Source organism: Xanthomonas sp., from assembly GCF_017163755.1.
GTDB lineage: Bacteria > Pseudomonadota > Gammaproteobacteria > Xanthomonadales > Xanthomonadaceae > Xanthomonas_A.
Genome location: NZ_JAFIWC010000024.1, coordinates 20811 through 47711, shown reverse-complemented (window position 1 = coordinate 47711; position 26901 = coordinate 20811). Strand labels below are relative to the sequence as shown.

At 69.2% G+C, this 26901-nt stretch carries 25 protein-coding genes and 2 pseudogenes; 8 read left to right on the top strand and 19 right to left on the bottom strand.

Annotated features, from left to right (window positions below):
- Nucleotides 1-23 precede the first annotated feature (23 nt).
- Genes JR065_RS16055 through JR065_RS16040 form a run of 4 tightly spaced genes read right to left on the bottom strand, consistent with a single transcriptional unit; the run spans nt 24 to nt 6516 of the window.
- Nucleotides 24-3104, bottom strand: a complete 3081-nt coding sequence (locus tag JR065_RS16055; RefSeq protein WP_206235310.1) for an efflux RND transporter permease subunit — start codon at nt 3102-3104, stop codon at nt 24-26.
- Nucleotides 3101-4180: an efflux RND transporter periplasmic adaptor subunit gene (locus JR065_RS16050; RefSeq protein WP_206235352.1), complete on the bottom strand. Its 1080-nt coding sequence runs from the start codon at nt 4178-4180 to the stop codon at nt 3101-3103. The genes JR065_RS16055 and JR065_RS16050 overlap by 4 nt, the downstream gene beginning before the upstream one ends.
- Before the next feature lie 57 nt (nt 4181-4237).
- Nucleotides 4238-5041 (bottom strand): MipA/OmpV family protein, encoded by an 804-nt coding sequence (locus JR065_RS16045; protein WP_206235309.1) that lies wholly within the window; start codon nt 5039-5041, stop codon nt 4238-4240.
- 26 nt (nt 5042-5067) lie between these two features.
- A complete protein-coding gene (locus JR065_RS16040; protein ID WP_206235308.1) occupies nt 5068-6516 on the bottom strand; it encodes an efflux transporter outer membrane subunit in 1449 nt (482 codons plus the stop codon).
- 111 nt (nt 6517-6627) lie between these two features.
- Here JR065_RS16040 and JR065_RS16035 point away from each other — a divergent pair, with 111 nt between their 5' ends.
- Both JR065_RS16035 and JR065_RS16030 read left to right on the top strand, forming a co-directional pair.
- Nucleotides 6628-7317 (top strand): response regulator, encoded by a 690-nt coding sequence (locus tag JR065_RS16035; RefSeq protein WP_206235307.1) that lies wholly within the window; start codon nt 6628-6630, stop codon nt 7315-7317.
- Nucleotides 7314-8501: a sensor histidine kinase gene (locus JR065_RS16030; protein ID WP_206235306.1), complete on the top strand. Its 1188-nt coding sequence runs from the start codon at nt 7314-7316 to the stop codon at nt 8499-8501. Before JR065_RS16035 ends, JR065_RS16030 begins: the two co-directional genes overlap by 4 nt.
- A gap of 147 nt (nt 8502-8648) precedes the next feature.
- Here JR065_RS16030 and JR065_RS16025 read toward each other — a convergent pair.
- The 14 genes and pseudogenes from JR065_RS16025 to JR065_RS15960 form a co-directional block, all read right to left on the bottom strand.
- Nucleotides 8649-8864, bottom strand: a pseudogene (locus tag JR065_RS16025) (lipid A-modifier LpxR family protein); the annotation flags it as partial.
- A 33-nt stretch (nt 8865-8897) separates the two neighbouring features.
- On the bottom strand, nt 8898-9329 hold the full coding sequence (locus tag JR065_RS16020; protein WP_206235304.1) for an ester cyclase: 432 nt from the start codon (nt 9327-9329) through the stop codon (nt 8898-8900).
- A 524-nt stretch (nt 9330-9853) separates the two neighbouring features.
- Nucleotides 9854-10807, bottom strand: coding sequence for a zinc-binding dehydrogenase (locus JR065_RS21755; RefSeq protein WP_206235303.1), 954 nt, complete (start codon nt 10805-10807; stop codon nt 9854-9856).
- A 103-nt stretch (nt 10808-10910) separates the two neighbouring features.
- Complete coding sequence (locus JR065_RS16010) at nt 10911-11369, bottom strand: DoxX family membrane protein (RefSeq protein ID WP_206235302.1); 459 nt, start codon at nt 11367-11369, stop codon at nt 10911-10913.
- Nucleotides 11370-11434: 65 nt separating this feature from the next.
- A complete protein-coding gene (locus tag JR065_RS16005) occupies nt 11435-12205 on the bottom strand; it encodes an SDR family NAD(P)-dependent oxidoreductase (RefSeq protein WP_206235301.1) in 771 nt (256 codons plus the stop codon).
- Entirely contained in the window at nt 12202-12678 is a 477-nt protein-coding gene (locus tag JR065_RS16000; RefSeq protein ID WP_206235300.1) for an ester cyclase, read from the bottom strand. Before JR065_RS16000 ends, JR065_RS16005 begins: the two co-directional genes overlap by 4 nt.
- Nucleotides 12679-12832: 154 nt before the next feature.
- Nucleotides 12833-13255: an ester cyclase gene (locus JR065_RS15995; RefSeq protein WP_206235299.1), complete on the bottom strand. Its 423-nt coding sequence runs from the start codon at nt 13253-13255 to the stop codon at nt 12833-12835.
- 80 nt (nt 13256-13335) lie between these two features.
- Complete coding sequence (gene wrbA, locus JR065_RS15990) at nt 13336-13935, bottom strand: NAD(P)H:quinone oxidoreductase (protein WP_206235298.1); 600 nt, start codon at nt 13933-13935, stop codon at nt 13336-13338.
- Nucleotides 13936-13994: 59 nt separating this feature from the next.
- Nucleotides 13995-14660 carry a hydrolase gene (locus JR065_RS15985; protein WP_206235297.1) on the bottom strand — a complete coding sequence of 222 codons (666 nt, stop codon included), beginning with the start codon at nt 14658-14660 and terminating at the stop codon, nt 13995-13997.
- Between the two features lie 205 nt (nt 14661-14865).
- On the bottom strand, nt 14866-15531 hold the full coding sequence (locus JR065_RS15980; RefSeq protein ID WP_241093673.1) for a response regulator: 666 nt from the start codon (nt 15529-15531) through the stop codon (nt 14866-14868).
- Nucleotides 15532-15628: 97 nt separating this feature from the next.
- Nucleotides 15629-18661, bottom strand: a complete 3033-nt coding sequence (locus JR065_RS15975; protein WP_206235296.1) for a sensor histidine kinase — start codon at nt 18659-18661, stop codon at nt 15629-15631.
- 832 nt (nt 18662-19493) lie between these two features.
- Entirely contained in the window at nt 19494-19781 is a 288-nt protein-coding gene (locus JR065_RS15970) for a DUF1330 domain-containing protein (RefSeq protein ID WP_206235295.1), read from the bottom strand.
- A 45-nt stretch (nt 19782-19826) separates the two neighbouring features.
- A pseudogene (locus JR065_RS15965) lies at nt 19827-20051 on the bottom strand (Atu4866 domain-containing protein); the annotation flags it as partial.
- Nucleotides 20052-20166: 115 nt separating this feature from the next.
- Nucleotides 20167-20904 (bottom strand): SDR family oxidoreductase, encoded by a 738-nt coding sequence (locus tag JR065_RS15960; protein ID WP_206235294.1) that lies wholly within the window; start codon nt 20902-20904, stop codon nt 20167-20169.
- A 270-nt stretch (nt 20905-21174) separates the two neighbouring features.
- Here JR065_RS15960 and JR065_RS15955 point away from each other — a divergent pair, with 270 nt between their 5' ends.
- From JR065_RS15955 to JR065_RS15930, 6 genes are all read left to right on the top strand, one after another.
- Complete coding sequence (locus JR065_RS15955) at nt 21175-22140, top strand: AraC family transcriptional regulator (RefSeq protein ID WP_206235293.1); 966 nt, start codon at nt 21175-21177, stop codon at nt 22138-22140.
- 13 nt (nt 22141-22153) lie between these two features.
- Complete coding sequence (locus JR065_RS15950; RefSeq protein ID WP_206235292.1) at nt 22154-23059, top strand: helix-turn-helix domain-containing protein; 906 nt, start codon at nt 22154-22156, stop codon at nt 23057-23059.
- 128 nt (nt 23060-23187) lie between these two features.
- Nucleotides 23188-23934, top strand: coding sequence for an SDR family oxidoreductase (locus JR065_RS15945; RefSeq protein ID WP_206235291.1), 747 nt, complete (start codon nt 23188-23190; stop codon nt 23932-23934).
- 71 nt (nt 23935-24005) lie between these two features.
- A complete protein-coding gene (locus JR065_RS15940) occupies nt 24006-24341 on the top strand; it encodes a putative quinol monooxygenase (protein WP_206235290.1) in 336 nt (111 codons plus the stop codon).
- The gene (locus JR065_RS15935; protein WP_206235289.1) at nt 24331-25167 is read left to right on the top strand and encodes an oxidoreductase; all 837 of its coding nucleotides are present in this window, start codon (nt 24331-24333) and stop codon (nt 25165-25167) included. Before JR065_RS15940 ends, JR065_RS15935 begins: the two co-directional genes overlap by 11 nt.
- 20 nt (nt 25168-25187) lie before the next feature.
- Entirely contained in the window at nt 25188-25955 is a 768-nt protein-coding gene (locus tag JR065_RS15930; protein ID WP_206235288.1) for an SDR family NAD(P)-dependent oxidoreductase, read from the top strand.
- A gap of 162 nt (nt 25956-26117) precedes the next feature.
- Here the strand turns inward: JR065_RS15930 and JR065_RS15925 are convergent, their stop codons facing one another.
- Nucleotides 26118-26882 (bottom strand): SIMPL domain-containing protein, encoded by a 765-nt coding sequence (locus JR065_RS15925; protein ID WP_206235287.1) that lies wholly within the window; start codon nt 26880-26882, stop codon nt 26118-26120.
- Nucleotides 26883-26901: the final 19 nt, after the last annotated feature.

The following is a 26901-nucleotide window of genomic DNA, read 5'->3' as shown; positions in this document are numbered from 1 at the left end:
CAGGCCGTATCCGCATCGGATGGTCACGGCGCGGCCGCCTGTGTCGCGCCGCGGCCGCTGCGCAGCGAGAACAGCAGGTCGTACAGCACCGGGATCACGCCGAGCGTGACCAGCGTGCCCAGCGCTAGGCCGCCGATCATGGTGATCGCCATGCCGGTCCACAGCGGCCCGGCGAACAGCATCAGCGGCACCAGGCCGACGATGCAGGTCAGTTTGGTCATCACGATCGGTCGCAAGCGCTTGATCGCCGCCGCGATCACGGCGTCGTGCCGGCCCAGGCCGTCGGCCAGTTCGGCGTCGATCCGCTCCAGCAGCAATACCGCGTTGTTGACGATGATGCCGGCCAACGCGAGCAGTCCGAAGGTGGCCATGAAGCCGAACGGATAGCCGGTGAGCAGCAGCGCCAGCGCCGCGCCGATCAGCACGAACGGGATGCTGGCGACGACGATGAACAGCTTGCGGAACGAATTGAATTGCCAGATGAACAGCAGCAGGATCGCGCCCAGCGCATGGGGCATGTACTGCATCAGCGCCTGGTTGGCTTCGGCCGAATCCTCCAGTTCGCCGCCCATTTCGATGCGGTAGCCTGGCGGCAGGCGCAGGGCCGCGATCTTGTCGGCCAGCGCGGCCACGACCTCGTCGGTGGTCATGCCAGGGTTGTGGCCGGTGACGGTGATGGCGCGGCTCAGGTTGCGGCGCTGGATCGCCGACGGCTCGGAGGACAGTGCGACAGCGGCGATCGCCGACAGCGGCACGGGCGCGCCACCGGCCTGCGGATAGATCAGCGTGGTACCCGGGTCGCGCGCGGTGTTGCGCTCTTCGGCGCCGCCGCGCAGCACGATGGGCACGTCGACGCCATCGTCGCGCACCACCGATGCGTCGATGCCGCTGTAGCGCAATTGCAGCGCCTGGGCGATGTCCTCGCTGCTCACCCCGGTCCGGCGCGCCTTGGCCTGGTCGACCCTGACCTCGTAGCGGGGAATGCGGATCTCCCAATCGTCGCTGACATCGACGGTGCCCGGCAGCTGCCGCAACGCCTCGGCGATGCCGGCGGCAATGCGGCGCAACTGCGCCTCGTCCGGCCCGACGACGCGGTAGATCGCCACGCCCGACTCGGTGGAGCCCAGCGAGAAGCGCTTCGGCTCGGCGCGCACCGCCGGATAGTTCTCGCGGATGTGCCGGCGAACGTCTGCGATCACCGCGTCGATATCGGTGCCGGGACGGACGCTGACGGTGAAGTAGGCGGTATTGGCCGCGGCTTGCGGCGGATTCAGGCCCAGCACGATCCGTGGCCCGCCGTCGGCGACGTAGCCGATGCTGTCGACGATCGCGGTATGTTTGCGTTCGGCCAGCCAGCGGCTGATCGATTGCACGGTGCGCAGGGTCTGGCGCGAGTCGCTGCCCGGCTGCAGGGTCACGGGCATCTGGAACTGAAGGCGGTCGGACTTGGGCAGGAAGCTGTAGGGAATGGCGCCGAGGATGGCGACCGCCACCGCCAGCAACAACAGCATGCTGCCCAGGAACACCGCCTTGTGCCTCAGCAGTTGCTCGATGATGCGCCGGTAGCCGCGGTACAGCCGGGAATCGTAGTGGCCGGCGCCGCCGCCGGCATGCGCGTGGCCATGGGCGCGCGCGAAGCGCATGCACAACAGCGGAGTGACGGTGACGCTGAGCAGCCACGAACCGAGCAGGGTCACCGCCAGCACGATCGCTAGCGAGCGCATGTATTCGTTGGTGCTGGTCTGGCCGAAGAAGAACGGCGAGAACGCCAGCACGATGACCAGCGAAGACGTAAGCAACGGGATCGCCAGCGTGCGGCCGGCGGCCTCGCAGGCCTGGCGGCGCTCTTCGCCCGCAGCCAGGCGGCGCTCGATGTCCTCGGCGATGACGATGCCGTTGTCCACCAGCAACCCGAGCGCCAGGATGATCGCGGCGATGGACACCGTCTGCAGCTCTACGTCCAGCGCGCGCATCGCTATCAGCGTGCCGAGGATGGTCAGGGGCACGATCGCGCCGACGATCAGGCCGGTGCGCCAGCCCAGGAACAGCATCACCACCGCCATCACGATGACCACGGTCTCGCCCATGACGTGGTGCATCTTGCCCATCTCGCGTTCAACCACATCGGCCTGGAAGGTGACCACGTGCTGGGAGAATCCCACCGGCAGCATCCGCGCGGTTTCGTCGAGCTTGCGTCGTAGCGCCTTGCCGACTTGCCCGATGCTGTAGCCGGGCGCCATCGACACCGCGACCACCACGGCCGGCTGGCCCTGATAGATGGCCGCGGCCTGCGGTGGGTCGGCCGGCATCAGTTCGATGCGCGCCAGCTGCGACAGCGGGACCTGGCGCGCACCATCGGCAGCCGGAACGGACACCAGGGTGTCGCGCAGCTCGTCCAGCGTGCGCACTTCGCCCGAGGTGGTGACGGTCATCGCCAGGCCGGACGCGGCGATCTGGCCGCCGGCCGACACCACGTTCTGCGCGCGCAGCTGCTGCGCCACCGCGGCTGGCGTCAGCCCGGCCTCGCCGAGCCGTGTACGATCGAAGGCGACGTAGATGCGCTCGTCCTGCAATCCGTGGAAGGTGACCCGCTCCACGCCGGGCACGGTGTAAAGCTGCGCGCGCATCTGCCGCAACGGCCCGCGCATCTGGCTGGTGCCAAAGCCCGGCGCAGTCACCGCGATCGAGGCGATCGCGACGCGGCCGAAGTCGTCGTCGACGAACGGCCCCTGTGTTCCGGGCGGCAGCTCGGCTCCGGCCTCGGCCGCCTTGTTGCGGACCCGCTGCCACAGCGCGGGCAGATCCTTGACATTGTCGTTGGCGGTCAACTGCACGATCACGCTGCCCGGGCGGACGGTGGTGGCGATCTTCTTGATGCCGGTGATTTCGCGCAGGCGCTCTTCCAGCGGACGGGCGAGCATGCGCTCGACGCGTTCGCTGGGCATGCCTGGGAACGCGGCCTGCACCACGGCCTCGCGCACGGTGACGCTGGGCTCCTCCTGCGAAGGAAAGCCGAGAAACGTGGCGATGCCGCCGACCAGGAGGAGCGCTGCGGTGAACAGCGCCAAGCGGCTCGAATTGAGGGTGGCACGGGTCAGGTTCATGGCGAGGCGTTGCCGGTCAGGCCCGAATCGGGAAGGAAGGGAACGACGGGCTGCCCGTCGGTGAGAAATGCCGCCCCGGCCGCCACGATCCGTTCGCCCGGGTCCAGCCCTTGGCGCACCTGCACGCGATCGCCGCCGGCGTCGCCGGTCACGATCCGGCGCCGGCGCACGGTGGCGTTCCCGCCCTGGTAGACGAACACCATCATCTTGCCGTCGCCCTTGCTCGGTACCAGCGCGCTGAGCGGCACGCTCAACGGTCGCGTCGCGTCGGACGGCAGCGCAAGCAGCACGCTCTCGCCGCTGCGCAAGCTGGCATCGCCCGCCGCGCTTTCGAACAGCGCCTGCGCGGTGGCGCCGCCGTCGAGGCGATCGGAAACGCTGCGCAGTTGCACCGGCAGCGCTTGCTCGGGCGCATTGGCGCGATATGCCGTCGCCGGTTGCCCGGGGCGCAGCGACGCTGCCCGTGCCGCCGGCAGCGCCACCGTCAGCTGGAGGCGGCCTTGGCCCTCGACCTGCAGCACCGGCTGCCCTGCCGCGACATTGCCATCGGGTTGCTGCAGCCGCGCGACCACGCTGCCGTCGAACGGTGCACGGATGTCGGCCTGGCGCAGGCCGCGCCGCGCCAGCGAAAGATCCGCCTGCGCGCTGCGCAACCGCGCCTTTGCGCTGGCGAACGCGGTCTTGGCGCCGGTCAGGGTCGTCGCCGACGCGGCGCCGTCCTCGAACATGGCCTGCTGCTGCGCAAGCTGGGTCCGCTGCTGCTCCAGGTCGGCGGCGGCGATCCTGGCGCTGGCTTCGGCCTGCTCCACGCGCAGGCGGCTCGGCTCCGGGTCCAGGCGCGCCAGGATCTGGCCCTGGCGCACGCGGTCGCCGGCGTCCACCTCGATGGAAGCGATGCGGCCGCCGCCCTCGAAGCCGAGTTCGGCCCGCTGCGCCTGGCGGACCTGGGCCACGAAGCGGTTGGTGTCGGCGCCGGCGTCGGCACCGACGGTTTCGAGCTTCACCGCGCGCGGCGCCTCCGCCGGAGGCGCCGCTTCGCGGCTACAAGCCGACAGCGAGATTGCAGCCAAGGGCATGCAGACGGAGAAGAGGATCGCAAAACTGGCTTTCATGGCGGCTGCTCTATGTTGCCGTCAGAACGTGTAGGTGACGGCGGCGACGCCGCTGGCGAAGGCGCGGCGTTGCACAATCGGGCTGCCATCGGCGTTGTCGATATAGCGCGTACCCACAACCGTTAGCGAACTGCTCCAGTGCTTGGAGAGCGCGTGATCCCAGTTGGCACCGACCGAGTAGGCATAGAACCCGGAGCCGGCGCTGTACGTCGCGAATCTGCTGCGCGCGCTCTGCGCCTGGGTCACGCCGAAGTAGGCCTGGTTGTAGCGGTGGTCGCCCCCGTGGGCATCCAGATCCATGGTCACCGTATCCCTGTCGTTCTGCAGCAGGGTCAGCTTGGCGCCGGCGCGGTAGTTGTTGCGGCGCGCGCCATCCTTCAGTGTGACTTCGGCTTCGGCGTTCAGCATCAGGTACTGATTGAATTGCTGCGCGATCATCGTGCGGCTGGTCACCGAGCCGGGCACGTCGCCCATTCCAGCCAGGGTATTTGAGCCGGGACGCCAGCTGCTGTTGCGGTCCAGCCGCCCCAAGTCGTAGCCGAAGGACTGGCTGGCGTAGAAGCCGCCGTCGGTCTGTATCTGCACGCCCAGGCCACGTACGGTGTCAAAGAACACGACGCCGCTTCGCGCCGCGAGTACGGGGACGGGCTGCGCGCGATCGTCCTTGGAGCCGAAGTAGCGCGGCGCCACCACCGTGCCGACGCCGACGCTCAGGTCGGTCTGCCGGCCAAACAACCGGAACCCGGAGGCGTCCGCATCGGCGGCGTTGGCCGCCAGTGGCGCCAGGGCGCAGGCCAGGGTCGAGAGAAACGCGAGTGTCTTCATGTGAGAACCTATCGGAGTGGGATGATTCAAGGTGCGTGCGGCAAGCGCACGCCATAGAACGCGCGGAACAGCGCGATGCGATTGAGGATCAGGTCCTGGCGCGCCTGCAGGTGGTCCAGCTCCTCCTGCTCGGCTTCGATGCGCTCGCCGAGCAGCGCGGGCCGGTCCTGCAGTCCGTCCGCCACGCGCCTGGCCATGCGCGCGACGCGCTGCCGTTCGCGCTCGGCGTGTTCCCGCGCGCGCTGTTCGCCTTGCCGCAGGCCGGGACCGGCATCGAGCGCGTCGGCGACTTCGCGGAAAGCGGACTCGATCGCCTTTTCGTAGTCGGCCACCCCGGCCTGCTCGCGCAACTGCGCCAGGTCCAGGTTGGCGCGGTTGCGCCCGAAGTCGAAGATCGGCATCGCCAGCTGCGGCACGAAGCTCCAGGCGCGGCTGCCGGAGGCGAACAGGCCACCGAGGTCGGCGCTGGCGGTGCCCAACGACGTGCTCAAACGCAACGAGGGGAAGAAGGCGGCGCGTGCGGCCCCGATATCGGCGTTGCGCGCGCGCAGTTCGGCCTCGACTTGCTGGATGTCGGGGCGCTGCAGCAACAGCGCCGAATTCAGGTCGCGCAGCGCCAGGCCGGTGGCATCGGCCGGCAGCAGGTCCTGCAGCCCGGCGGTTGCGGCCGGCGCGTCGAAGCCGGCAAGCAGCTGCAATGCGCGCAACGCGGCGGCATGGTCGCTTGCGGCCTGCAGCGCGCGTACCTGCGCCTGGTCGGCCTGCCGGCGCTGCCGGCTGTATTCGTCGTCGGAGATCAGCCCTACGTCGCGCTGGCCGCTGGCGAACGCCAGCAACGCCGCGCTGTCCTCGGCCATGGTGCGGCAATGGGCCTGCGCCTGCGCCGCTGCGCGTTCCACGGTATAGGCGCGCAGCACTTCGGCGATCAATGCACCGCGCGCCGCCTGCTGGCCGAAGGCCGACGCCAGGTAGCGCTGCTGCGCGGCCGCCGACAGCGAGGCCAGCCTGCCGAACAGGTCCAGCTCGAACGCGTCGATGCCCACCGCCGCAGTGATCAGCTTCTGCCCGTAGCGCTCCCGATTGGCGGGGTCGCCGTAGCTCTGCCGGGCGCTCTGCGCGCTGATCCCGACCTGCGGCAGCTGCGGCGATCGCTCGATCCGGTACTGCGCGCGCGCCTGCTGCACCTGCGCGACGGTGTTGCGGAAATCCGGATTGTGCGCCAGCGCCTGGACCAGCAGCGGCGCCAGGTCGTGGTCCGGCGAGAACTGGCGCAGGAACTGCAGCTCCGCATCCGACAGCGCCACCGCCGCGCTGGCCGGCCGGGTTGCGGGTGTTGCGGAAGATCCGCCGAAGGTATGCGGCACCGTGGCCCGCGGCTGCTCGTAGACCGGGGCCAACGAACAGCCGCCGAGCAGTGCGACCAACAGGGCGGGGAACAGGCGGCGCGACGCGCCGTCTGCAGGCGTTAGAATCATGGGTATCGGTCGGGTGGCCAAATCTCGACGGATAGAATCGGGCCGCAAGTTCAAGCTGGCTTCTAGGAATCTTCAAGATTTCATCAAGACGCGCGACAAGGGCTGCACGCCATGGGTTCCAAGAAGGTTCTCGTCGTCGAAGACGATGCAGACAGCGCCAGCATCCTCGAGGCCTACCTGCGCCGGGACGGTTTCGACGTTGCGGTCGCCGGCGACGGCGAGCGGGCGATCCAGCTGCATGCGCAGTGGAAGCCGGATCTGGTGCTGCTGGACGTGATGCTGCCCAAGCGCAGCGGCACCGAAGTGCTGTCGACGATCCGCCGCAGCAGCGACACGCCGGTGATCATGGTGACCGCGATGGGCGACGAGCCGGAGAAGCTCGGCGCGCTGCGCTACGGCGCCGACGACTACGTGGTCAAGCCCTACAGTCCCAAGGAAGTGGTCGCGCGCGTGTACGCGGTGCTGCGTCGCGCCGGGCCGGCGAGGGCGGCCGAGGAAGCACTGAGATACGACCGGCTCACGGTCGACACGGCCGCGGTCCTGGCCACGGTGCGCGATGCGGACGACAACGAGGTTCCGCTCGACCTGACCCCGACCGAATTCAATATCCTGGCCACCTTGCTGAAAACGCCGTTCAAGGCCTATACGCGCAGCGAACTGCTGGAGATCTGCCTGCCGGACAGCGACGCGCTGGAACGGGTGGTGGATGCGCACGTGCACAACCTGCGCAGGAAGCTGGAAAGCGAGCGCATCAGCGGCGTGCTGGTGACGGTGCGCGCGATCGGCTATCGCTTCCGATGAAATGGCCGTTCGCCCGCCGCAATGCGCATGCGCCGCTATGGCAGTGGGTCGGCCTGCGCATGAGCGCGCTGGCGGTGCTCGCGGTGCTGGCCATCGTGTTCGTCATGGTGCTGCGCTTCTCGATCTGGGATCTCCTGACACTGCGGCAGCTGCCGCCGGCGGCGCGGCAGGAAATGATGCAACTGCGCGACGATCCGCACAGCAACGAACAGCGCCTATGGCAACTGTTCGAGCGCTACTACGACGTAGCCGACTTCCTGCCCGGATTGGCCAGCCGCGACTGGCTGCTGCTGGCGGCCGCGGTGATCGCCTCGATCCCGGTCATCGTAGTCTGCGGGCTGCTGGCATCGCGGCCGTTGTCGCGACAGTTCTCCGATGTCGCCGAAGCCGCGCGCCGGATCAGCGATGGCGATTTCGCCGCGCGCGCGAACGTGATCCCCGGCGCGCCGGACGAACTGGCCAGCTTCGCGACGGACTTCAACGGCATGACCGCGCAATTGCAGCAATACGAGCGCGAGGTGCGCGATTCAAGCGCGATGCTGGCGCACGAACTGCGTACCCCGCTGAACGCGGCGATGGGCCGGGTGCAGGGCATGCTGGACCAGGTGTTCCCCTGCAACGACGAGCAGTTGCAGATGGTGCATCGCCAGTTGGAGCAGATCAATCGCCTGGTCGGCGATCTGCACCTGCTGTCGATGGCCCGCGCCAACCAGCTGATGCTGGAGCCGCATACCTTTCCGATCGACACACTGATCGGCGAGCGCCTGGCCTGGGTGGCGCAGGCGCTGCAGGCGGCCGAGATGGATGTGCAGGTGCGCACAGCGGGCGAGCTGGAAGTCGCTGCCGACCGCGACCGCATCGGCCAGGTGCTGTCGGTGTTGATCGAGAATGCGCTGCGCTATGCCGCTGCCGGCAAGAGCCTGCTGATCGAAGCCAGCGCCGAACCCGGCCACCTGCTGGTCTGCGTCTGCGATCGCGGCCCCGGCGTGGCTCCCGAACTGTTGCCGCGAATGGTCGACCGGTTCTGGCGGGCCGAGGATTCGCGTGCGCGGCACTGGGGCGGCAGCGGGCTGGGCCTGTCCATCGCCGCGGCGATCTGCCAAGCCCACGGCGGCACGCTGGAATTCGCCAACCGCACCGGCGGCGGGCTGTGCGCGCGGGTGAGACTGCCGCGTCCCGGCTAGCTGCCGATCCGCCACTCTCTCGCCGCGGTGGCGGCACGACGTGCCGCTCGGCCCACTCGCACTTAGGCGGCACCCCGGCATCGGGCAACGCAGCCTCGCACCGGCCACCGTCTGCCGCGCGGCACGCGCTTCGCCAGCGACGTCCGCTCATGGCGCATAGCTGACCATTGCGCTCCCGTAGACCGGCGCATCATCTTGGCCATCGAACTCGCGCGTGCCGTGCGTCCGCGAAAGGGCGACCCGCCATGGCCCTTTCGGCACCACCAAACCATACGTCATCGTCCCGATCCATGGCCGCTTGGCGCCGCCATGGCTGTGGCGGAACGTATTGCCGTCCAGCGTGATGTCCCGGGCGACCCAGCGCGGCAGGACGCCTGCGCATGCCGGCCCAATCACTCAGGCGGACGGGGCCGGCGAAAGCTGCTTGAACAGGCCGTAGAAATCGAAGTAGGAATCGGCACGTACGATCTTGCCGTCCTTGAGCCGGTAGACGTCGCAGAAATTGACCTGCATCGTCCGGCCGGTGGGCTGCAGTTCGCCCGCCGGCGAGTTGAACACGCCCAGGTGGGTGCCGCGGCCAATGCCCTGCGCGACCACGTAGTCGTCTATCGCCACGATGCTGCGCACTTCGCAGCTCGCATCCGGGAAGATGCCGAACCAGCTTTTCCACGGGTCGACGATGGCGTTGACCCCATAGGTGGTGAAGTCGAACGGCACGTCCAGCCATTCGCTCTCGGGCGCACCGAAGTCCGCGATCGTCTTCAGGTCCTTGCTGTTGACGGCGTCGTACAGGCCGCGGATCAGCTTTTCGTTCGCTTGGTTGATCATCTGCATGCTCCTGGGTCGAGGGTGGTTGTTGTCGGCGGCCCGGCAACCGGACCGGGTGCGAGGCCGTGGTGGAATCCTAGGCGCGGGTGCTGGCCGCGCTAATGCCGGTTCGTGTCCCGGCATTGCCGATTCCTCTTGGACATGCGGACCGCGCATGCATGCTCATCGCCGGCCGCTGCACTCAAGCTCGACAGGCTGCGGCGTGGGAAATGGCGAAGCTGCGCAGGTCCGTCTCGCCTGCGATTTGGTGCGGCCGCCTCAGCGGTGAACGCCTGCATGTACGGCCGCTGGAACTGGACGCCAGCGGTCCAGGTCCTGCACCAGCCGTCAGCGTTCGCACGAGCAGCACCGTTGGCCGTCATGCACCGAACGATGGAGTTCGAAGCCGATGCAGCCCGCCTCCCGCCGCCGCGAAGGCACCACCAGGCGGGTGTCGCGCCGCGAGCGCGCGCAGCGGCCGGCTGGCGCGAACGAAAAAGCGATGTCGGCGGCATGGGACGCCTCGCGCTCCCGGCCAGGTGCACTCAGGGAATCAACAGCATCGGCCCCGAGGTGCGCCGCGCCGCGATGTCCGCATGGGCGAGCGCCGCGCTGGCGAGCGGATAGCGGGCGGCTTCGAGCTTGCCGAAGACGCCCTTTCGGTACGCATCGAACACCTCGCTGGCGGCTTGCACCGCCCTGCCCTGGAGATGCTGCGCCATGGGGCCGCCGACCATGTGCACGCCGCGCGACGCCAATCCTGCCTGGTCCACCACCGGCGCCCCGGATGCGGCGCCGAGGGCGACGATCGTGCCGCCATCGCGCACCGCGGCCACCGATGCGGCAAAGGTGGCGTTGCCGACGAATTCGTACACGACATCCACGCCATTGGGCGCGAAGGCGCGGACCTGCGCCGCCAGATCGTCGCTGCCCGACAGCAATGCGCAGTCGACCGCCTCGCCAAGCGCCGCCCGTTTGGCTTGCGAACTCGCGGTGCCGATGACCGCCGCGCCACGGGCCTTGGCCCAGCGCGAAAGCAGCGTCCCGACGTTGCTGGAGGCGCCCTGCACCAGCACGGTGTCGCCGGCCTGGAGCCGATGGAAGCCGTTCATTGCGGCCCACGCGGTCAGGCCCTTGGTCAGCACCGTGGCCACCTGCGCCGACGACAGGTCGTGCGGCGTGGGGATCAGGTCGGACGCGTTCACCAGGCGCTGTTCGGCATAGCTTCCCGGGGCGAGGAAGTACGCCATCCGGTCGCCGACGGCGATGTCCGCGACATCGGGCCCGACCGCCTCGACCACGCCGGCGCCTTCGACACCGGTGACCCCGGGCAAGGGCATGGGAAAGATGCCCTGGCGAAAGGCGGTGTCGATGAAGTTGACGCCGATCGCCTCCTGGCGCAGCCGGACCTGTCCGGGTCCCGGCGCGCCGACCTGCTCGTCCTCCGGCAGCAGAACCTCGGGACCGCCGTAGCGATGGAAGCGAATCGTTGTCGTCATAAGGGCACGCGTGGTTGGGAGCGATAGTGGTTGGAATCCACCGTCGGCGGCGGCGAACCAGCCGCCTGTCCGATGGATGCGTCAGGGCGCCGGTCTTTCTGCCTCACCCGCCGACCGTCGGCACGCGGCGACGCTGCGCAGCCCGTGCATCCAGGCTGTAGCGGCCGGCGCCGAAGGCTGCGATCTGCAGGAAGCCGCCCGCCATGGCCAGGTTCTTGAAGAAATGGATGAACTGGTTCTGGTCCGAGAACCGGGCATGGAAGCCGCATGCGGTGGCCACGCAGAACAGCGCCAGCGCCGCCGCCACCCATCGGCTGCGGTAGCCGAGCACCAAGGCGACGCCGCCACCGATCTCGACGAGCACCGCGATGCCGAAGGCCGCCTGTGGCGCTGGCAGGCCGGCGGAGGCGATGTAGCCGATGGTGGCCGCCGGCGCGGCCAACTTTCCGACGCCCGAGATCAGGAAGATCGCGGCCATCGCGAGCCTGCCGGCCAGCGCCAGCGCCAGCGCCGACGCCAGGCGCGCGCCGCCGGCGGCGTCGCGTACGGTTGAAACGGGCATAGCGATACTCCCGGTGCGTGGCGCAGATGGATGACGATGCATGCAGGCGGTGGCGATCCGGGCGGTCAGAGCACCGACAGCAATCCGCCATCGACGTACAAGGCGATGCCGGTGACATAGCTGGACATGTCCGATCCCAGCCAGACCACGGCATCGCCGATCTCCGACGGCTTGCCGAGGCGGCGCAGCGGAGTGCGCCGGCGAAAGCCCTCGGAGGCCTCGGCCACGCCGGGCGTGTTCCGCAGCAACGCGGTGTCGATGGTGCCGGGGCAGACCGCGTTCACCCTGATGCCCGCCGGGCCGAGCGCATCGGCCATCGCCTTGGCCATCAGCACGACGCCGCCCTTGCTGGTGGAATAGGCGACGGTCATGCCGGCGCCCTTGATCCCGCCCATGCTGGCCATCATCACGATGCTGCCCGGCCTGGAATGCGCCTGCATCTGCCTGGCCGCCGCCTGCGCACAGAACAGCACGCCGTCCAGGTTCACCGACATCAGGCGGCGGTAGTCGTCTTCTGCGACATCGACGCCGTCCGAGCGCAGGGTGATGCCCGCGTTGCACACCATGACATCGACGCCGCCGAACTCGCCGGCCGCCTCGACCAGGCGCTCGACCTCCTCGCGCCTGCTCACGTCCGCACGGACGAAACGCGTCGGCACGCCCAGCGCCATGAGTTCGCGGGTCGTCGACTCGCCGCCTTCGCGAGGCGCCTCGGTGACATCGGACACGACCACGGCCTTGGCGCCGTGCCGGGCGGTGGCGATCGCGATGGCCCGGCCGATCCCGCTCGCCGCCCCCGTGACCACCACCACCTTGCCGGCCAGAAGCTCGGTCATGGCGTGGGCTCCTGGTGTTCCGGCGCGCGCTCGAGCGTCTTCTGGAAGTTGCGGAACGCCGAGGCTTCGGACGCCACGCCGAGCTGCGCCTGGAAGGCAGCGAAATCGGCGACCTCCCAGTGCTCGGCCAGCTTGCCGTCCTGGATCCGGTAGATCTGGAAGGCGCGGAAGTCCACCCGGTTGCCGGTGGCGGCGAGTCCGCCGAAATCGCCGAGATGGGTCCCGGAGACGCGGTTCATCACCGCCACGCGATCGCCTTCGGCGACGATCTGCTCGATGGTCCAGGTGAAGTCGGGGAAGCTGGCCTTCAACCCTTGCAGGTAGCTGCGGACGACGCCGATCCCGGCCGTCTGCCCTTCCAGGCGGTCGCCGTAGTCCTCGGTCACGATGTCGCCGAGATGGGCCAGATCGCCCTGGTTGAAGGCGTCGAAATAGCGCAGCACGACCGCCTTGTTCGCATGGAGGTCGGCCATGTCAGACATCCCCGCCGCGAGTGGCGCGCCCGTGCCCGGCAAGACGGGAAGCGGCAGCGCGCTTCGCAGGAGAAGAACGGTGGTTCATGGTCATGCTCCAGGCCTGCGATCGCAGGAACCAGGTGGGTGGATGGACGTATCGGCGCCCGCCGCATCAGGACGGCAGCGCGCCGAGTTGCTGCATCAGCGAGAACAGGTTGGCCACGCCCCAGTGCTCGGCGATCTTCCCGTCGCGCACGCGCATCGCATCGACGGTCTCGAACTGGACCTTGCGTCCCGTCGGGGCGATGCCGAACAGCGGCCCGCGATGGGTGCCGTGATAGGTCTTGAACGTGGTCACCACATCGTCCTGGACGGTCTGCCAGTGGATGACCGGATGGAAATCGGGGAAGGCCTCGCGCAGGCGGCGGTAGAGCACGCGCACGCCGTCCTTGTCGGCGGTGGTGCCCGGCTGCGGCGTGTGGTCGACGAAATCGTCGGCGAACAGTTGCTCGAACAGCGCGAAATCGCCCTGCCCTTGCACCTGCTCGGTGTTCCTGCGCACGATGGCCTTGGCCGCCTCGGATGCCTGGGTCACTGCAAATCTCCGGTAGTGGGGAACGACGGCGCTGGCGGCCTGCAACGCAAGCTGGCGGAATCCGCTCGCGCCGGCTGCGGTCAGTCGAACAGCCTGGCCGCGGTCCTGGCGACGAGTTCGCCCTGGTGCCGGGCGCCGGCCAGGTCGATCTCCGTCGGCTGGCGCGAACCGTCGCCGCCGGCCACGGTGGTGGCGCCGTACGGCGCGCCGCCGACGATCTCCTCCACGCTCATCTGGCCCTGGTGGCTGTAGGGAAGGCCGACGATCGTCATCCCGTAATGCAGCAGGTTGGTGATGATCGAGAACAGCGTCGCTTCCTGTCCGCCGTGCTGCGTCGCCGAACTGGCGAACGCCGCGCCGACCTTCCCGTTCAGCGCTCCGCGCATCCACAGGCCGCCGGTCTGGTCCAGGAAGGCCGCCATCTGCGAGGACATGCGGCCATAGCGGGTACCGGTGCCGACCACGATGGCGTCGTAGTGCTCGAGCTCCTCGACCTTGGCGACGGGCGCGCGCTGGTCCAGCTTGAAGCCGCTCTTTGCCGCCAGCGCTTCGGGCACCGTCTCCGGAACCCGCCGGATGTCGACGGTTGCGCCGGCGCTGCGCGCGCCTTGCGCTATCGCCTCGGCCAGCGTTTCGATGTGGCCGTACGACGAGTAATACAGCACCAATACCTTGGCCATGGATTTGCTCCAGATCGTTGCTTGAAGGGTTTCGGTTCCACGCGCGCGTGCGCGGCCGCTCAGACGCCCTGGCCAGGCTTGCCGGCCAGGAGCTGGAACTCCCAGGCCAGGTTGGTGGCGGTCGCGCCGCCGTGCTCGAGCAGCACCTCGACCAGCTTCTTGGCCGAGTCCTCGCGCGCCCAGTCGCGCTGCAACTCGGATGCGAACACGTTCCAGGTCAGCGGAACCGCTCCGGCCTGGATCATCCTGGCGATGCCCATCTCATGGGCCTCGACGCTGGTGCCGCCGGAGGCGTCGGTGACGAAGTAGACCTCGTAGCCCTCGCCCAGCGCGTGGATCACCGGGAACGCCAGGCAGATCTCGGTCCACAACGCGGCGATGACCAGCTTCTTGCGTCCGGTCTTCCTGATCCACTCGACGCACGCCGGGTCTTCCCAGGTGTTGACCGTGGTCCGGTCGATGGGCGTCTGCTCGGGAAACACGTCCAGCAGCGGCTTGACGATGTAGCCGCCGCGGTCCTGCACCACGCTGGTCAGCAGCGTGGGCACGCCGAACACCTTCGCCGACTTGGCGAGCGCCACCACGTTGTTGATGAGCAAGGCGCCGTCGATGTTCTTGACCCCGCTTACCTGGAACGGCTGATGATCGATCAGCACCAGGACGCAGTTGTCGGGAGTGAGCAAGGCATCCAGCCCGACCTTGTTGTTGCGCACTTCGCTTGCCATGACGTTCTCCTCGAAAGTGGGATCACGTTACGGCCAAGCGCGGAAGGCGGAAATCCGCCATCGGCGCAGAATTTATCTACGCCTTTTGGTGGATGTCCGGCGCCGGACGCATCGCGTAGCGTACGCGTGCCACGCGCGCATGAAGCCCGGCGCGGCGATGCGGCGGCCCGATCGTCCCCGGCCGGCGCGGAGCGCGCGGCGACGCTCAAGGCAGGTGGATGATGCCCCGGTTGAGCGCGATGACGACCGCTTCGGTCCGGTCCTGCGCCCGCAGCTTGCTCAGGATATGCAGCACGTGGACCTTCACCGTGGCCTCGGTCCTGCAGATGCGCTCGGCGATCTCCTTGTTGCGCAGTCCCTTGGCGATGAGCTTCAGCACCTCCAGTTCGCGGCTGGTCAGCTCGACCCGCGGCACGTATTGCGCCAGGCGGCGCGCGATGGCGTCGGGCAGGATCCATCCCTGCCGCCATACGGCCCGCACCGCGTCGGCGACCTCGTTGCGAAGCACGTCCTTCAGCAGATAGCCGCGCGCGCCCGCCTCCAGCGCGCGATGGATATCCGTGTCCCCCTGGTAGGTGGTCAAGGCGATGACCCGCGCCGCGGGGAACTCGGCCACGATGCCGGAAATGGCATCCACGCCGCCCATGACCGGCATGCTCAGATCCATCAGCGTGACGTCGGGCTGGTGCTCGCGGAACTGGCGGATCGCTTCGGCGCCGTCCGCGGCCTCGGCCACCAGTTGCAGATCCTCGTGCAGCGACAGGACCGCGGCCAGTCCGTCGCGGTAGATCGGATGATCGTCCACGGCCATGACCCGAATCCGTCGACCCGCTGCAGGGACTGGCTCGCGATGGTTGTTGCCGACGGACATTGGCACAGGGTGGCCTGGTGGGTGGGGGCGGGCAATTCACCGATTGGCTAGTATTGGCTGGAAGCGCTTGCACCGGGCCGGCGACGGAAGACCACGATTATCGCGGTGCCGGCCGCGTGCCGGGGCTTGGCCCGCGCAACGGCAAGACCAGCCAGCGTCGCAGCGGCACCGTGAGCGCGATGCGCGTGCCGGCGCCCGGTCGTGCGGCTATCGCCAGCCGCGCCCTCAGTCGCCGCGCACGTTCCTGGATGCCCTGCAGCCCCCAGTGGCCGCGCCGGGTGGCGACGCTGTCGGCGTCGAAGCCGCAACCATCGTCGCGGATGGAGATCAGCAGGCTGCTCCAGGTGTAGGCCAGCGTGATGCCGACCTGCGTTGCGCCTGCATGCTTGCGCACGTTGGTGAGCGCTTCCTCGACGATGCGCACGCATTCGCTCGCCGCATCCTGGGGCAAGTGGCGGATGCGCCCGTCGACCTGCAGCGCCACGGTGGTATCGGTCTCGGCGAAGATCTGGTGGGCGGACGTATGGAGGGCCGCGGCGAGGTCGCCCAGCTCGTGGGGCTGCCGGATGTCCCACACCACCTTCCGCGCGCGGGTCAGGGTGCGATCGATGAGCGCCAGGATCCGGTCCAGGCGCGGCCGCTCCGCCGTGTGCGATCCGACGCCCTGGGCAACGGCATGCAGCTGCAGCGCGATGCCGCCGAACCCCTGCAGCAGCGAATCGTGGATGTCCCTCGCGAGCCGGGTCCGTTCGTCGTGGATGGCGACACTGCGTGTGCGCAGGATGGCCCGATGGTAGAGCCACAGGACCGAGACGACGGTAAGCGCCAATGCCGACAGGAACCAGGCCTGCAGATAGAACGGCGCCAGCACCACCACGTCGATCGCCGCTTCGGCGGGCGTCCACCTGCCTTGCACGTCGCGCGCCGAGACCCGGAACCGGTACGATCCGGGCGCCAGTCGCGTGTAGGCCGCCAGCCGCTGCGTCCCCGCATCGACCCAGTCCGGATCGAATCCTTCCAGCCGGTAGCGGAACCGGGCATCGGGACCATGCGATAGGTCCACGCCGGTGTAGCTCAGCTCGACCCGTCGCGCTCCCGCGTCCAGGGTCACCCGTCGCGGGTCTGGCTGCGGCACGCCATCGACCGCCGCCTCGTCGATCAGCACCTTCGGCGCGAATCCCGGCGCGTTCGCGTCCGCCGGATCGATCGCGACGATGCCGTGCCCCATGGCGAACCAGAGCTTCCCGCTGCCATCGTCGTGCGACCAGGGATGCGGCCAGGCGGCCGGATCGCCCCCCGGCAGGCCGTCCAGCGCCTTGTAGCTGACCACGTCGGTGAGCTCGGCCAGCCGCCCGTCCGCCACCGCCTCCAGCTCGCTGGCGTCGATGCGGGTGATCCCGCCCAGCTGGCCGAGCCACAGGTGGCCCGACGCGTCGGATTCCACCGCTCCGACCCAGCTGGCGGGCAGCCCTTGCCGGGCGGCCACCACCGCCAGGCGGCCGCCGGCCACGCGCACCAGGCCCTCTTCGGAACCGGCCCAGATCGACCCGCCGGGCACTTCGAAGACCACGTTCGCACGCACCGCCACCTGCTCCGGCCAGCGCACGAAGCTGGCGTTGTCCGCCTTGTCGATGCGGCTCATCCCGGCCAGGCCCGCACTCCAGATCGCGCCGCGCGTGTCCTGAAACAACCGCAGCAGGTAGTCGTCGCGCCCGCTCCCATGCGGTCGCACGCGGCTCAGCCGGCCGTCGATGGCCCGGTACAGACCCCGCCAGGTGGCGATCCACACACGGCCGTCGGCGTCCTCCACGATGTCGGTCACCGGCGGCAGGCCCGTGAACGCGGGATCGACCGTCCTTTTCCCTTCGGCCAGGCGCATGACGGTGCCATCGGGTTGGCCCACCCAGATGCCGCCGCGCCGCGCGGGCGCGAGCGCGGTGACGAAATCCCCGCCGATCCGGTCGACCCGGGCGAACCGCGCGCCTTGCGCATCGAGCTTCCCGAAGAACACCCCGCCAGTGGGCGGGGCGAGCCAGACGCCGCCGGCGGCGTCGCGGACCATGCCGCCCGGCATCTCGACCGGCAGCCCGGAGTACGCGGTGTAGGAGGCGAAGGGCAGCGGCTGGAACCGGTTCAATCCGTCGCGCGTGGCGACCCAGACGTTGCCTTGCCGGTCGGGCAGAATGTCGATGACGCGGTCGTCCGACAGCCCGTCCTTGCGCGAGAACGAGCGGAATCGCTCGCCGTCGAACCAGTGCAGGCCGGCCCCGTGGGTGCCTATCCACAGCGTCCCGTCCGCCGCTTCGGTGATCACCGAAACCGAACCCCTGCCCTGGGTAGCGGGCAGGGCGAAACGGCGAAGCCGGCCCTGGCTCAGGCGGAACACCGCCGTATCGGTGCCGAACCAGACCGACCCGTCGCGCGCCGCGTACACCCGGTTGGTATTGCCTGGCCTGGCGCCATCGGGAAAGGCGACCTTGCTCAACGCCCCTGCATGGACCCGATAGACGGCGCCTTCCCCTGCGGCGATCCAGATGTCCCCCGCATTGTCGACCGACATGCTGCTGCCGGCGTAGCTGACGACCGTATCGTCGATCTCCTGCTGGCGCCCGTCGCGATCGATGGCGAAAATGCGGCCGCTTCGGGTCACCGCCCAGAGGCGGTCGTGGCGGTCCACCGCCGCCACATTGACGATGTCCGGCTTGAAGGTCTCGTTGCTCGCCACTGCGCGAATCGTCCCGCCCGCCAGCCTGAACACGCCGCTGCCGCTGCCGATCCACAGCCCGCCGTCGCGATCCTCGGCCAGCGGAATGGTGATGAGCCGGATGCGCCCGCGCAACGCCGGCGAGTTGTCGGCAGTGAACGCCTTGAAACGGTATCCGTCGAAGCGCAGCAGGCCGGACTGCGACGAAAGCCAGAGATAGCCGTCGCGGGTCTGGACCAGGTTGGAGGTAAACGCCAGCTTGATCTCGCCCTGCGACCTCCACGTGTCCACCCGGTAGCGGTCCACGACGAACGACGCCTGCTGCGCGGCGACGCGTGCGGGCGCGCAAAGCGCCAGCCCAAGCAACAGCAAGGCCACACCGAACCGGAAGCCCAAGGGCATCCCGTTCCACGACACCACCCTCATCGGCACCTACCCCAAACGTTGGCTCACATGTTGTTTCGACACCGGTGCCCATCGCGATGCCCGCCTCGGGCGACCGGCTCCAGGCGCCCTCCCCTTGGCGCACAGACGCGTGCCCTGCTTCCATGCGTGCGCGAGCGGCCCCGCGTCCAGCGGAGTGCTCAGTCGCCGATCCAGGCTGCCGGAGTGGACGCCGCCGGTTGCAGCACTGCGTACCCTGCGACCGGCAGCGCAAAAGCGACGGGGGTACGCCACGATGAAGGCGTGCATCCGGGCCGGCGCGACGCTTCGCGCATGCATTCCGTTGCAGCCGTCCCTTCAAAAAATCTTATCAAGGTCCCTGGTAATCGCCTAGCCGACGCGAGCGACTTGCACAGCACCACAAACCCGACGCCGACCAATCTGCGACGTGGCATCCATCCTGAAGGGCTGTGCGGCATGAGACGCCTAGGCTTCGCTATTTCCCGCTGCGCGTGCGGGGTCAGGCTCAACTCGCGCCAGTCCAGCTCCTCCTGCAGGATCCGGAACGCGTCCTGCGGCAGCCGGTCGTCGCACAGCAAGCGCCGCAGCGCCGCGCGTTGCGCGGTCACCCCCGCGCGCACGATCTCGTCGGCCGATGCCGGCGGGGCACGGCGATCTGCCGGGTCCGCTTGTCCAGGCTCGCCCGGGCCGTCGCCTGGCCCTAGGCGAACGCGACGATCCAGTCGGCGGAGCCCGGCGCGATGTCCCTCAGGCTTTCGACCACAGCCTGGCCGCTGCTGCCGGTGATGGCGTTCAGCGCGCCAGGCCGATGGCGTGGCGATCCGGGACATCGGACATGTCGTCACTCCAGCGGTCAGTCGGTGCCGAAGGCGACCAGGTCGGTGTGCGCGCTCGCCTGGCGCAAGGCCGCAAGCGGCGCGTACTCGGGCGAAGACAGCAGGTTGTGGACCGCCGCCACGTCGGGGAACTCGAGCAGGATCATGTTGCGCGGAACCCAGTTCCCTTCGAAGAACACCGGCGTGGCATCGATGGCGATCGCCTTGCCGCCAAACTTCTCGACCAGCGGCAGCGCCATGCGGCGGTACTCGGCGATGGCGTGCTCGTCGTGGATCTCGACGTTTCCGATCAGGTAAGCAGGCATTTTTTCGTCTCCAGCGAGGAAAGAGAAAGGGAAAACGCGGATGCGCTAGCGCTCGCGGTACAGCACCATGCCGGCGTGATGCAGCACGCCGTCGACGAAGTCGCCATCGGCGCTGAAGCCGGTGTCGTCCACGTACTCGATGTGGTCGCCGCAGAGCGTGTAGCGGCCCTGGTAGGCGCTGCGGCGCGTGCCGCGCGCTTCGTCGTAGCGCCCGTCGGGCAGCAGTTCGTGGCGGATATGGCCGTCGGCGGTCACCCACATGCCGACATGGGACGGTGCATTCATGGAGGGCCTCTCGATGATGGTGGGGTCGCTGCGTCGCAGACGCAGGACGAAAGCGGCACGTGCGCCGCAATCGCTGCTGCGGCGCGTGCGTACCGCTGCCTCAGTAGGGACTGGCGGTCGGGCGCACGATCAGTTCGCTCACGTCGACCTCGTCGGGCTGGCCGATCGTGTAGGCGATCGCGGCGGCGATGGCCTCCGGCTGCAGCGCGATCCGCCGGAACGCCTTCATCGCATCGCGGGCGCTGGCATCGGAGATCGTGTCGGCCAGTTCCGACTCGACCACGCCCGGCGACACCACCGTGACCCGGATCTTGTCGGTCTCCTGGCGCAGGCCATCGGAGATGGCGCGCACGGCGTACTTGGTTGCGCAGTACACCGCCGCGGTCGGCGACACCGCGTGGCCGCCGATCGAGGACACGTTGACCACATGGCCGCGGCCGCGCGCCTCCATGCCCGGCAGCACGGCGGCGATCCCGTGCAGGACGCCGCGCACGTTCACGTCGATCATGCGGTTCCATTCTTCGACCTTGAGCGCGTTCAACGGCGACAGCGGCATGACGCCGGCGTTGTTGACGATGACGTCGACCGGGCCGAAGGTGGCCTCGGCGAACGCGACGAACGCGCTCATGTCCTGCATGTCGGTCACGTCCAGCGCGCGGAAGGCGACCTGCGCGCCGTCGTCGCGCAGTTGCGCGGCGAGCGCTTCGAGCCGGTCGGTGCGGCGCGCGCCGAGCACCACGCGATGGCCCTGCCGGGCCAGGCAACGGGCGGTCGCTTCGCCGATGCCGCTGCTGGCACCGGTGACCAGGACGACCTTGGACGAGAGGGCGGTGTTCATGGGCAGACTCCAGATTTCATGCAGCGCCCGGCACGGCGCTGCAACAGGAAGGGAGCCGCCATGGCCAGGGAAACGACAAGGCATGGCGGCCTCGGAGGGTGGGACCTGCCGCGGTCGCGGTGGACCGCTCCAGGTGTGGCCATGCTAGGAAGCGCCGCGCCCGGCGCTAAGGCCGGATCGTCTGCGGACATTGCCCAATCCTCTCCGTACCCACCCGCCGGCGCCCGGCCTGTGGTGAGATATAGCCTGTTCCTCTCCTGGAGCCGCCGCATGGCCCGCCCCCACGCTCCCTCGGCCGCGCTCGACCGCCAAGCGCGCATGGTCGACCTGATCGACCGGCTCGCCCCGGCCGAGGGCTACACCCAATCGCACCTCGATGGCGTCACCCTGATGCGCTCCAACCGGCCGCTGGAGCGCACCGCCGCGCTGTACGAGCCGAGCATCGTGATCGTCGCGCAGGGCCGCAAGCGCGGCTTCCACGGCGGCCAGACCTACGTGTACGACGCACAGCACTACCTGGTGCTCGCCGTGCCGCTGCCGTTCGAGATCGAGACCGAGGCCAGCCCGCAGGAGCCGATGCTCGGCATCGCGCTGCGCATCGATCCGGCCATGACCGCCGAGCTGGCGCTGGCCGTGGACGAAGGCCGGCCGCACAGCGTCACCGCGCCCCACACCCTGTATGCCACGCCCATCGACGAGCGCATCGCCGATGCGACGGTGCGGCTGCTGGAGGCCCTGTCGGACCCGACCGAAGCCAGACTGCTGGGACCGGGCGTGGTGCGCGAACTGACCTTCCGCGTGCTCGCGGGCGAGCAAGGCGGCGGCCTGCGCGCGGCGCTGACCCACGGCGGCCATTTCGGCCGCATCGCAAAGGCCTTGCGCCGCATCCACAGCCAGTACGACCGCGACCTGGACGTGGCGACGCTGGCCAACGAGGCCAGCATGAGCGTCCCGGCGTTCCACGCGCACTTCAAGGCGGTCACCGCCACCTCGCCGATCCAGTACATCAAGGCGATGCGCCTGCACCAGGCGAGGCTGTTGATGATACGTAGCGGGCTCACCGCGCTCACCGCCTCCGAGCGCGTCGGCTACGAGAGCGCCTCCCAGTTCAGCCGCGAGTTCAAGCGCATGTTCGGGCGCAGCCCGCTGGAGGAAGCGCGGCACCTGAAGGACGTGCTGAACCTGTCCTCCCCCGCGCGGTCGGGCGCCGTGCACGCACGAACCCTGTCCTCCTAGGGAAGGACCGTCGATGGCCGACTCCCCGCGCAGTTCCGCCCAGGCGCTCGACGTACGCATCCCCGGCAGATGCATGGCCAGCAGCGGCGGGCGAGCCTGGGAAGACCTGCTGGTGCAGATCTTCGAGCGCGAACCGAGCCAGGAGAGCTTGCTCGTCCCCGCGGTTCCCGAGCCCCTGGTGGTGTGGGTACTGGCCGGTGCGGCGACGGTGGAGGAACGCGAACTGGACGGCGCCTGGCATGCCAACCGGGTGTCGGTCGGCGATTTCTTCCTCACCCATGCGACCGAACCCTACGAGTTGCGCTGGACCGCCGACGGCCAGGGGCCGTTCGCCGTCATGCATCTGTATCTGGGATTGCCGCTGCTGCAGCGCGCTTTCCAGGACGTGTTCCCCGATGCGAGCGAACTGGAGTTGCGCGATGTCTCCGGCGCGCGCGACGCCGTCCTGTGCGCCTTGCTGGAACCGTTGCGTGCCGAGTTGGTATCGGCCCACGAGCCCAGCGCCCTGTTCGTGCAGGGCCTCGCGCAGAGCCTGGCGGTCCATCTGGTCCGGCGCTACGGCGGCGTCGCCCACGCCCGGCGACGGCCGCGCGGCGGCCTGCCTGCGTTCAAGCTGCGCGGCACGATGGCGCTGATGGAACAGCACCTGGCACAGGAGTTCCAACTCGGCCGTCTGGCCCGCGCCGCCGGCCTGAGCGAGTTCCACTTCTGCAGGGCGTTCAAGCAGAACACCGGCTACGCGCCCTCGCGCTACTTCATCCGCATGCGGATGGAGCGCGCACGCCGGCTGCTGCGCGAAACCTCCCGCTCGATCATCGAGATCGGCCTGGAAGTGGGCTATTCCAGCGCCAGCCATTTCTCCCAGGTGTTCCGGCGCGAGACCGGCGTCACCCCCAGCGAGTACCGCGGCAAGGCCTGAGCGCAAGATCCCGACAGGCTGGGCAAGAGGACGAGAGAAGCACTTTCCGGGCGGGCGCAACCTACGCCCCGTGCCGCACCGATGCGTTGTGCATCGGCGGCGCTTCCCCCGACTGAAAGGTGAATCTCATGAACCTCAAGGACAAAATCGCTCTCGTCACCGGCGCCTCCAGCGGCATCGGCGCCGCCACCGCGCTGCAACTGGCCGCCAACGGCGCCAAGGTGGGCCTGGCCGCGCGCCGCGTCGATCGCCTGCACGCGTTGGCCGACCGGATCAGGTCTGCCGGCGGCCAGGCCCTGGCCATCGAGATGGACGTGGTCGACGCCGCGTCGGTCCAGGCCGGCGCCAGGCAGCTGGCCGACGCCTACGGTGGCATCGACATCCTGTTCAACAACGCCGGACTGATGCCCATCTCCGACATCGAGTCGCTCAAGACCGACGAGTGGCACTGCATGGTCGACGTCAACATCAAGGGCCTGCTGAACAGCACCGCGGCGGTCCTGCCGTACATGCAGCAGCAGCGCCACGGCCACATCGTCAATACCTCCTCCATCGCCGGCCGCAAGGTGTTTCCGGGCCTGTCGGTGTACTGCGCCACCAAGCACGCGGTCACCGCGTTCTCCGAAGGGCTGCGCCTGGAAGTGGCGAAGAAGTACAACATCCGCGTGACCTGCATCCAGCCCGGCGCGGTGGACACCGAGCTGTTCGAGCACGTCAGCGACCAGGGCTACCGCGAACAGATGGAAGGCCTGCGCGAGCAGATGGCGTTTCTGAAGGCGTCCGATATCGCCGATACGGTGCTGTTCGCGCTGCAGGCGCCGGACTACGTCAACGTCGCCGAACTGTTCGTGCTGCCCACCGACCAGCCCTGGTGATCCCCTGCCGGCGGCAGTCCCGCCCGATGGGGGCGGGCCTGCGCCTGCCGGCGCTGCGAGGAGTTTTTCCGATGACCGCGATCAGCAAGATCGCCTTCTTCGCCGCCAGGCGCGGCGAGGAGGCCAAGCTCGGCCAGCAGCTGCTGGCCCTCGTCGGCCCCAGCCGGGCCGAACCCGGAAGCCTGCGCTACGAAATCCTGCAGGACGGCCACGACGACGGACTGTGGACCGTACTGGAGGACTGGCGTAGCGAGGCCGATTTCGACTTGCACATGGCGACGGAGTACGTGCAGGCATTCATGCGGCAGGTGCCGTCGCTGTGCGACGGCCAGCCGGATATCCGCACCTACCACAAGCGCTCGAGCAGCGACCGCCGCCCGTTTCCTGGAGACGAACATGCGCACTGAAAACACCACATGGTTGATCACCGGCTGCTCGAGCGGATTCGGACGCCAACTGGCCCTGCACCTGCTGCGGCAAGGACGCCAGGTCGTGGCGACGGCGCGGCGCCTGGACAGCATCGAAGACCTCGGCGCGTACGCCAACGCCACGTTGCTCGCGCTCGACGTGACCGACGCCGGCCAGTGCGCCGGCGTCGTCGCCGAGGTGCAGCGGCGGCTGGGCCGGCTCGACGTGGTCGTCAACAATGCCGGCATCGGCTACTTCGCCGCGGTGGAGGAAACGCCGCCGAGCGCGATCGACCGGCTGTTCGCGGTGAACTACCGCGGCACCGCCAACATGATTCAGGCCGCGCTGCCGGTGATGCGCGCGCAGCGCCGCGGCACGCTGGCCAACCTCACCTCCATCGGCGGCCTGTGCGGATACCCGGCGGTGGGCCACTACTGCGCCAGCAAGTTCGCCGTCGAGGGCCTGTCGGACGCGTTGCGCCACGAAGTCGCGCCGCTGGGCATCCATGTGCTGACGATCGAGCCCAGCGCGTTCCGCACCGAATGGGCGGGCTCGGCCGACGAGGCCGCCGACGCGATCGCCGACTACGACGCCAGCGCCGAGCAGGCGCGGCGCGCCTACCACCAGTCGGTCGGCCGGCAGCCGGGCGATCCGGCACGCGCCGCCGCCGCCATCGTGCAGGCGATCGATGCGCAGCGACCGCCCGAGCGGCTGCTGCTCGGCCGGCGCGCCCACGAAGACGCGCTGCGCAAGATCGAGCGAATGCGCGAGGAATTCATGCGCTGGCGCGATGCCGCGATCGGTGCCGACTTCCCGCAACCCTGACCTTCCCTGGAGACATCCACATGAATCGTTTCAACGACAAAGTCGTGCTCGTCACCGGCGGCGGCTCCGGGATCGGCCTGGCCAGCGCGCGGCGCTTCCTGGACGAAGGCGCCCGCGTGGCGATCGCCGGCCGCAACCGCCAGCGCCTGGAGGCCGCCGCGGCCGCATTGCCGGCCGATCGCGTGCTCCTCGTGGCGGCGGACGTGGCCGTGCGCGCGGAGTGCGACGCGCTGGTCGCCGCCACAACGCAGCGCTTCGGGCGCCTGGATACCGTGGTCAACGCGGCCGGCATGAACCTGGTCGGCGCGCTCAGCGACACCAGCGACGACGACTGGCGGCAGTGCATGGGCGCCGACCTGGACAGCATCTTCTACATCGCGCGCGCCGCGCTGCCGCACCTGCGCGCCAGCCGCGGCTCGATCGTCAACGTCGGCTCGGTGTCCTCGCTTGGCGGCGGCTGGAGCCATGCCGCGTACTGCGCCGCCAAGGCGGCCGTGGCCAACCTGACCCGCGCCATCGCCTGCGACAACGGCCGCCACGGCGTGCGCGCCAACACCGTGTGCCCGGGACTGACGGTCACCGCGATGGTGGACGGCATCATGGACGACGCAGCACTGCTGCAGAAGGCGTGGGAGCGGATCCCGCTGCGCCGCGCCGCGGCGCCGGAGGAAGTGGCCGCGGCGATCGCCTTCCTGGCAAGCGACGAAGCGGCCTACATCACCGGCATCGCGCTGCCGGTCGACGGCGGGCAGACCTGCACCGACGGCGGTCCCGAATGGGGCAAGTGATCCACCGCCGGGCGCCGGCCCTCGTGCCGGCGCCCTGGCGGGAATGCGCGACGCGGCTCCTGGACGCGGCTGCCTGACCGGGATCGGCCGCGATCTTGAATGCGGCGATTGTGCTTCGGCTTCCATCGGCAAGCGTTCCACCTGACGCCGGCAGTGCAGGACTCATTGCCCGATCAGGAACACCGCATAGACGTTTTCGGAAAGGGTGAGGCTGCCGGCTTCCAGCGATTCGACGATCGCGGCGGCATCGGCGGCCGGTGCGGGCGGCGCCGGGGGCGCCGGCATTGCGGCCCCGACCCTCTGCGCGCCAGGCCAGGTGCCGGCCTGGGTGCCGTAGGAGAAGCTCGGCGCGACGTCGGAGATGGTGTAGAGCCCCTGGATGCGCACGCCATACGCCTTGGCCAGTTCGCTTGCCGAAGCGCGGGTCTGTTCGGCCGCTTCGCGCTTGAGTTGGGCGCGCACTTCGTCCTCCTTGCTGTAGGACGTCCTGATGCCCGACAGCTCGACCTCGCGGCTGGTCTTGAACCCGGCCAGGAACTGGCGCGCATCCTCGAGCGAGCGGAATGCCGCGCCGATGCCGCGCTTGACCTCGGTCCCCTCGAACTCCTGCGTGCCTTGCGGAAGGTAGCGATAGGCAGGCTGAATCTGCAGCGACGACGCCGAGACGCTGTCCGGCAGCGCACGATTCCTCTTCAGCGCCTCGAGGATCAGCGCCGCCGATACCTGCACGCGCTTGCGCGCCAGATCGGGTTCCGGATCGACCGCGCGCAGGTTGATGCTCAGGAAGAACCGATCCGGTAGCACCTCGCGCTGCGCCTGGCCCTTGACCAGCAGATGCGGCGACGACGGCAGGCTGTTGACCTGGGCCAGCGCCGATACGGGCGCGGCGAGCGCGAGCGCCATGCACCACCTTGCGAGCGTCTTCATCCGTGCCATCTCCTGGTCG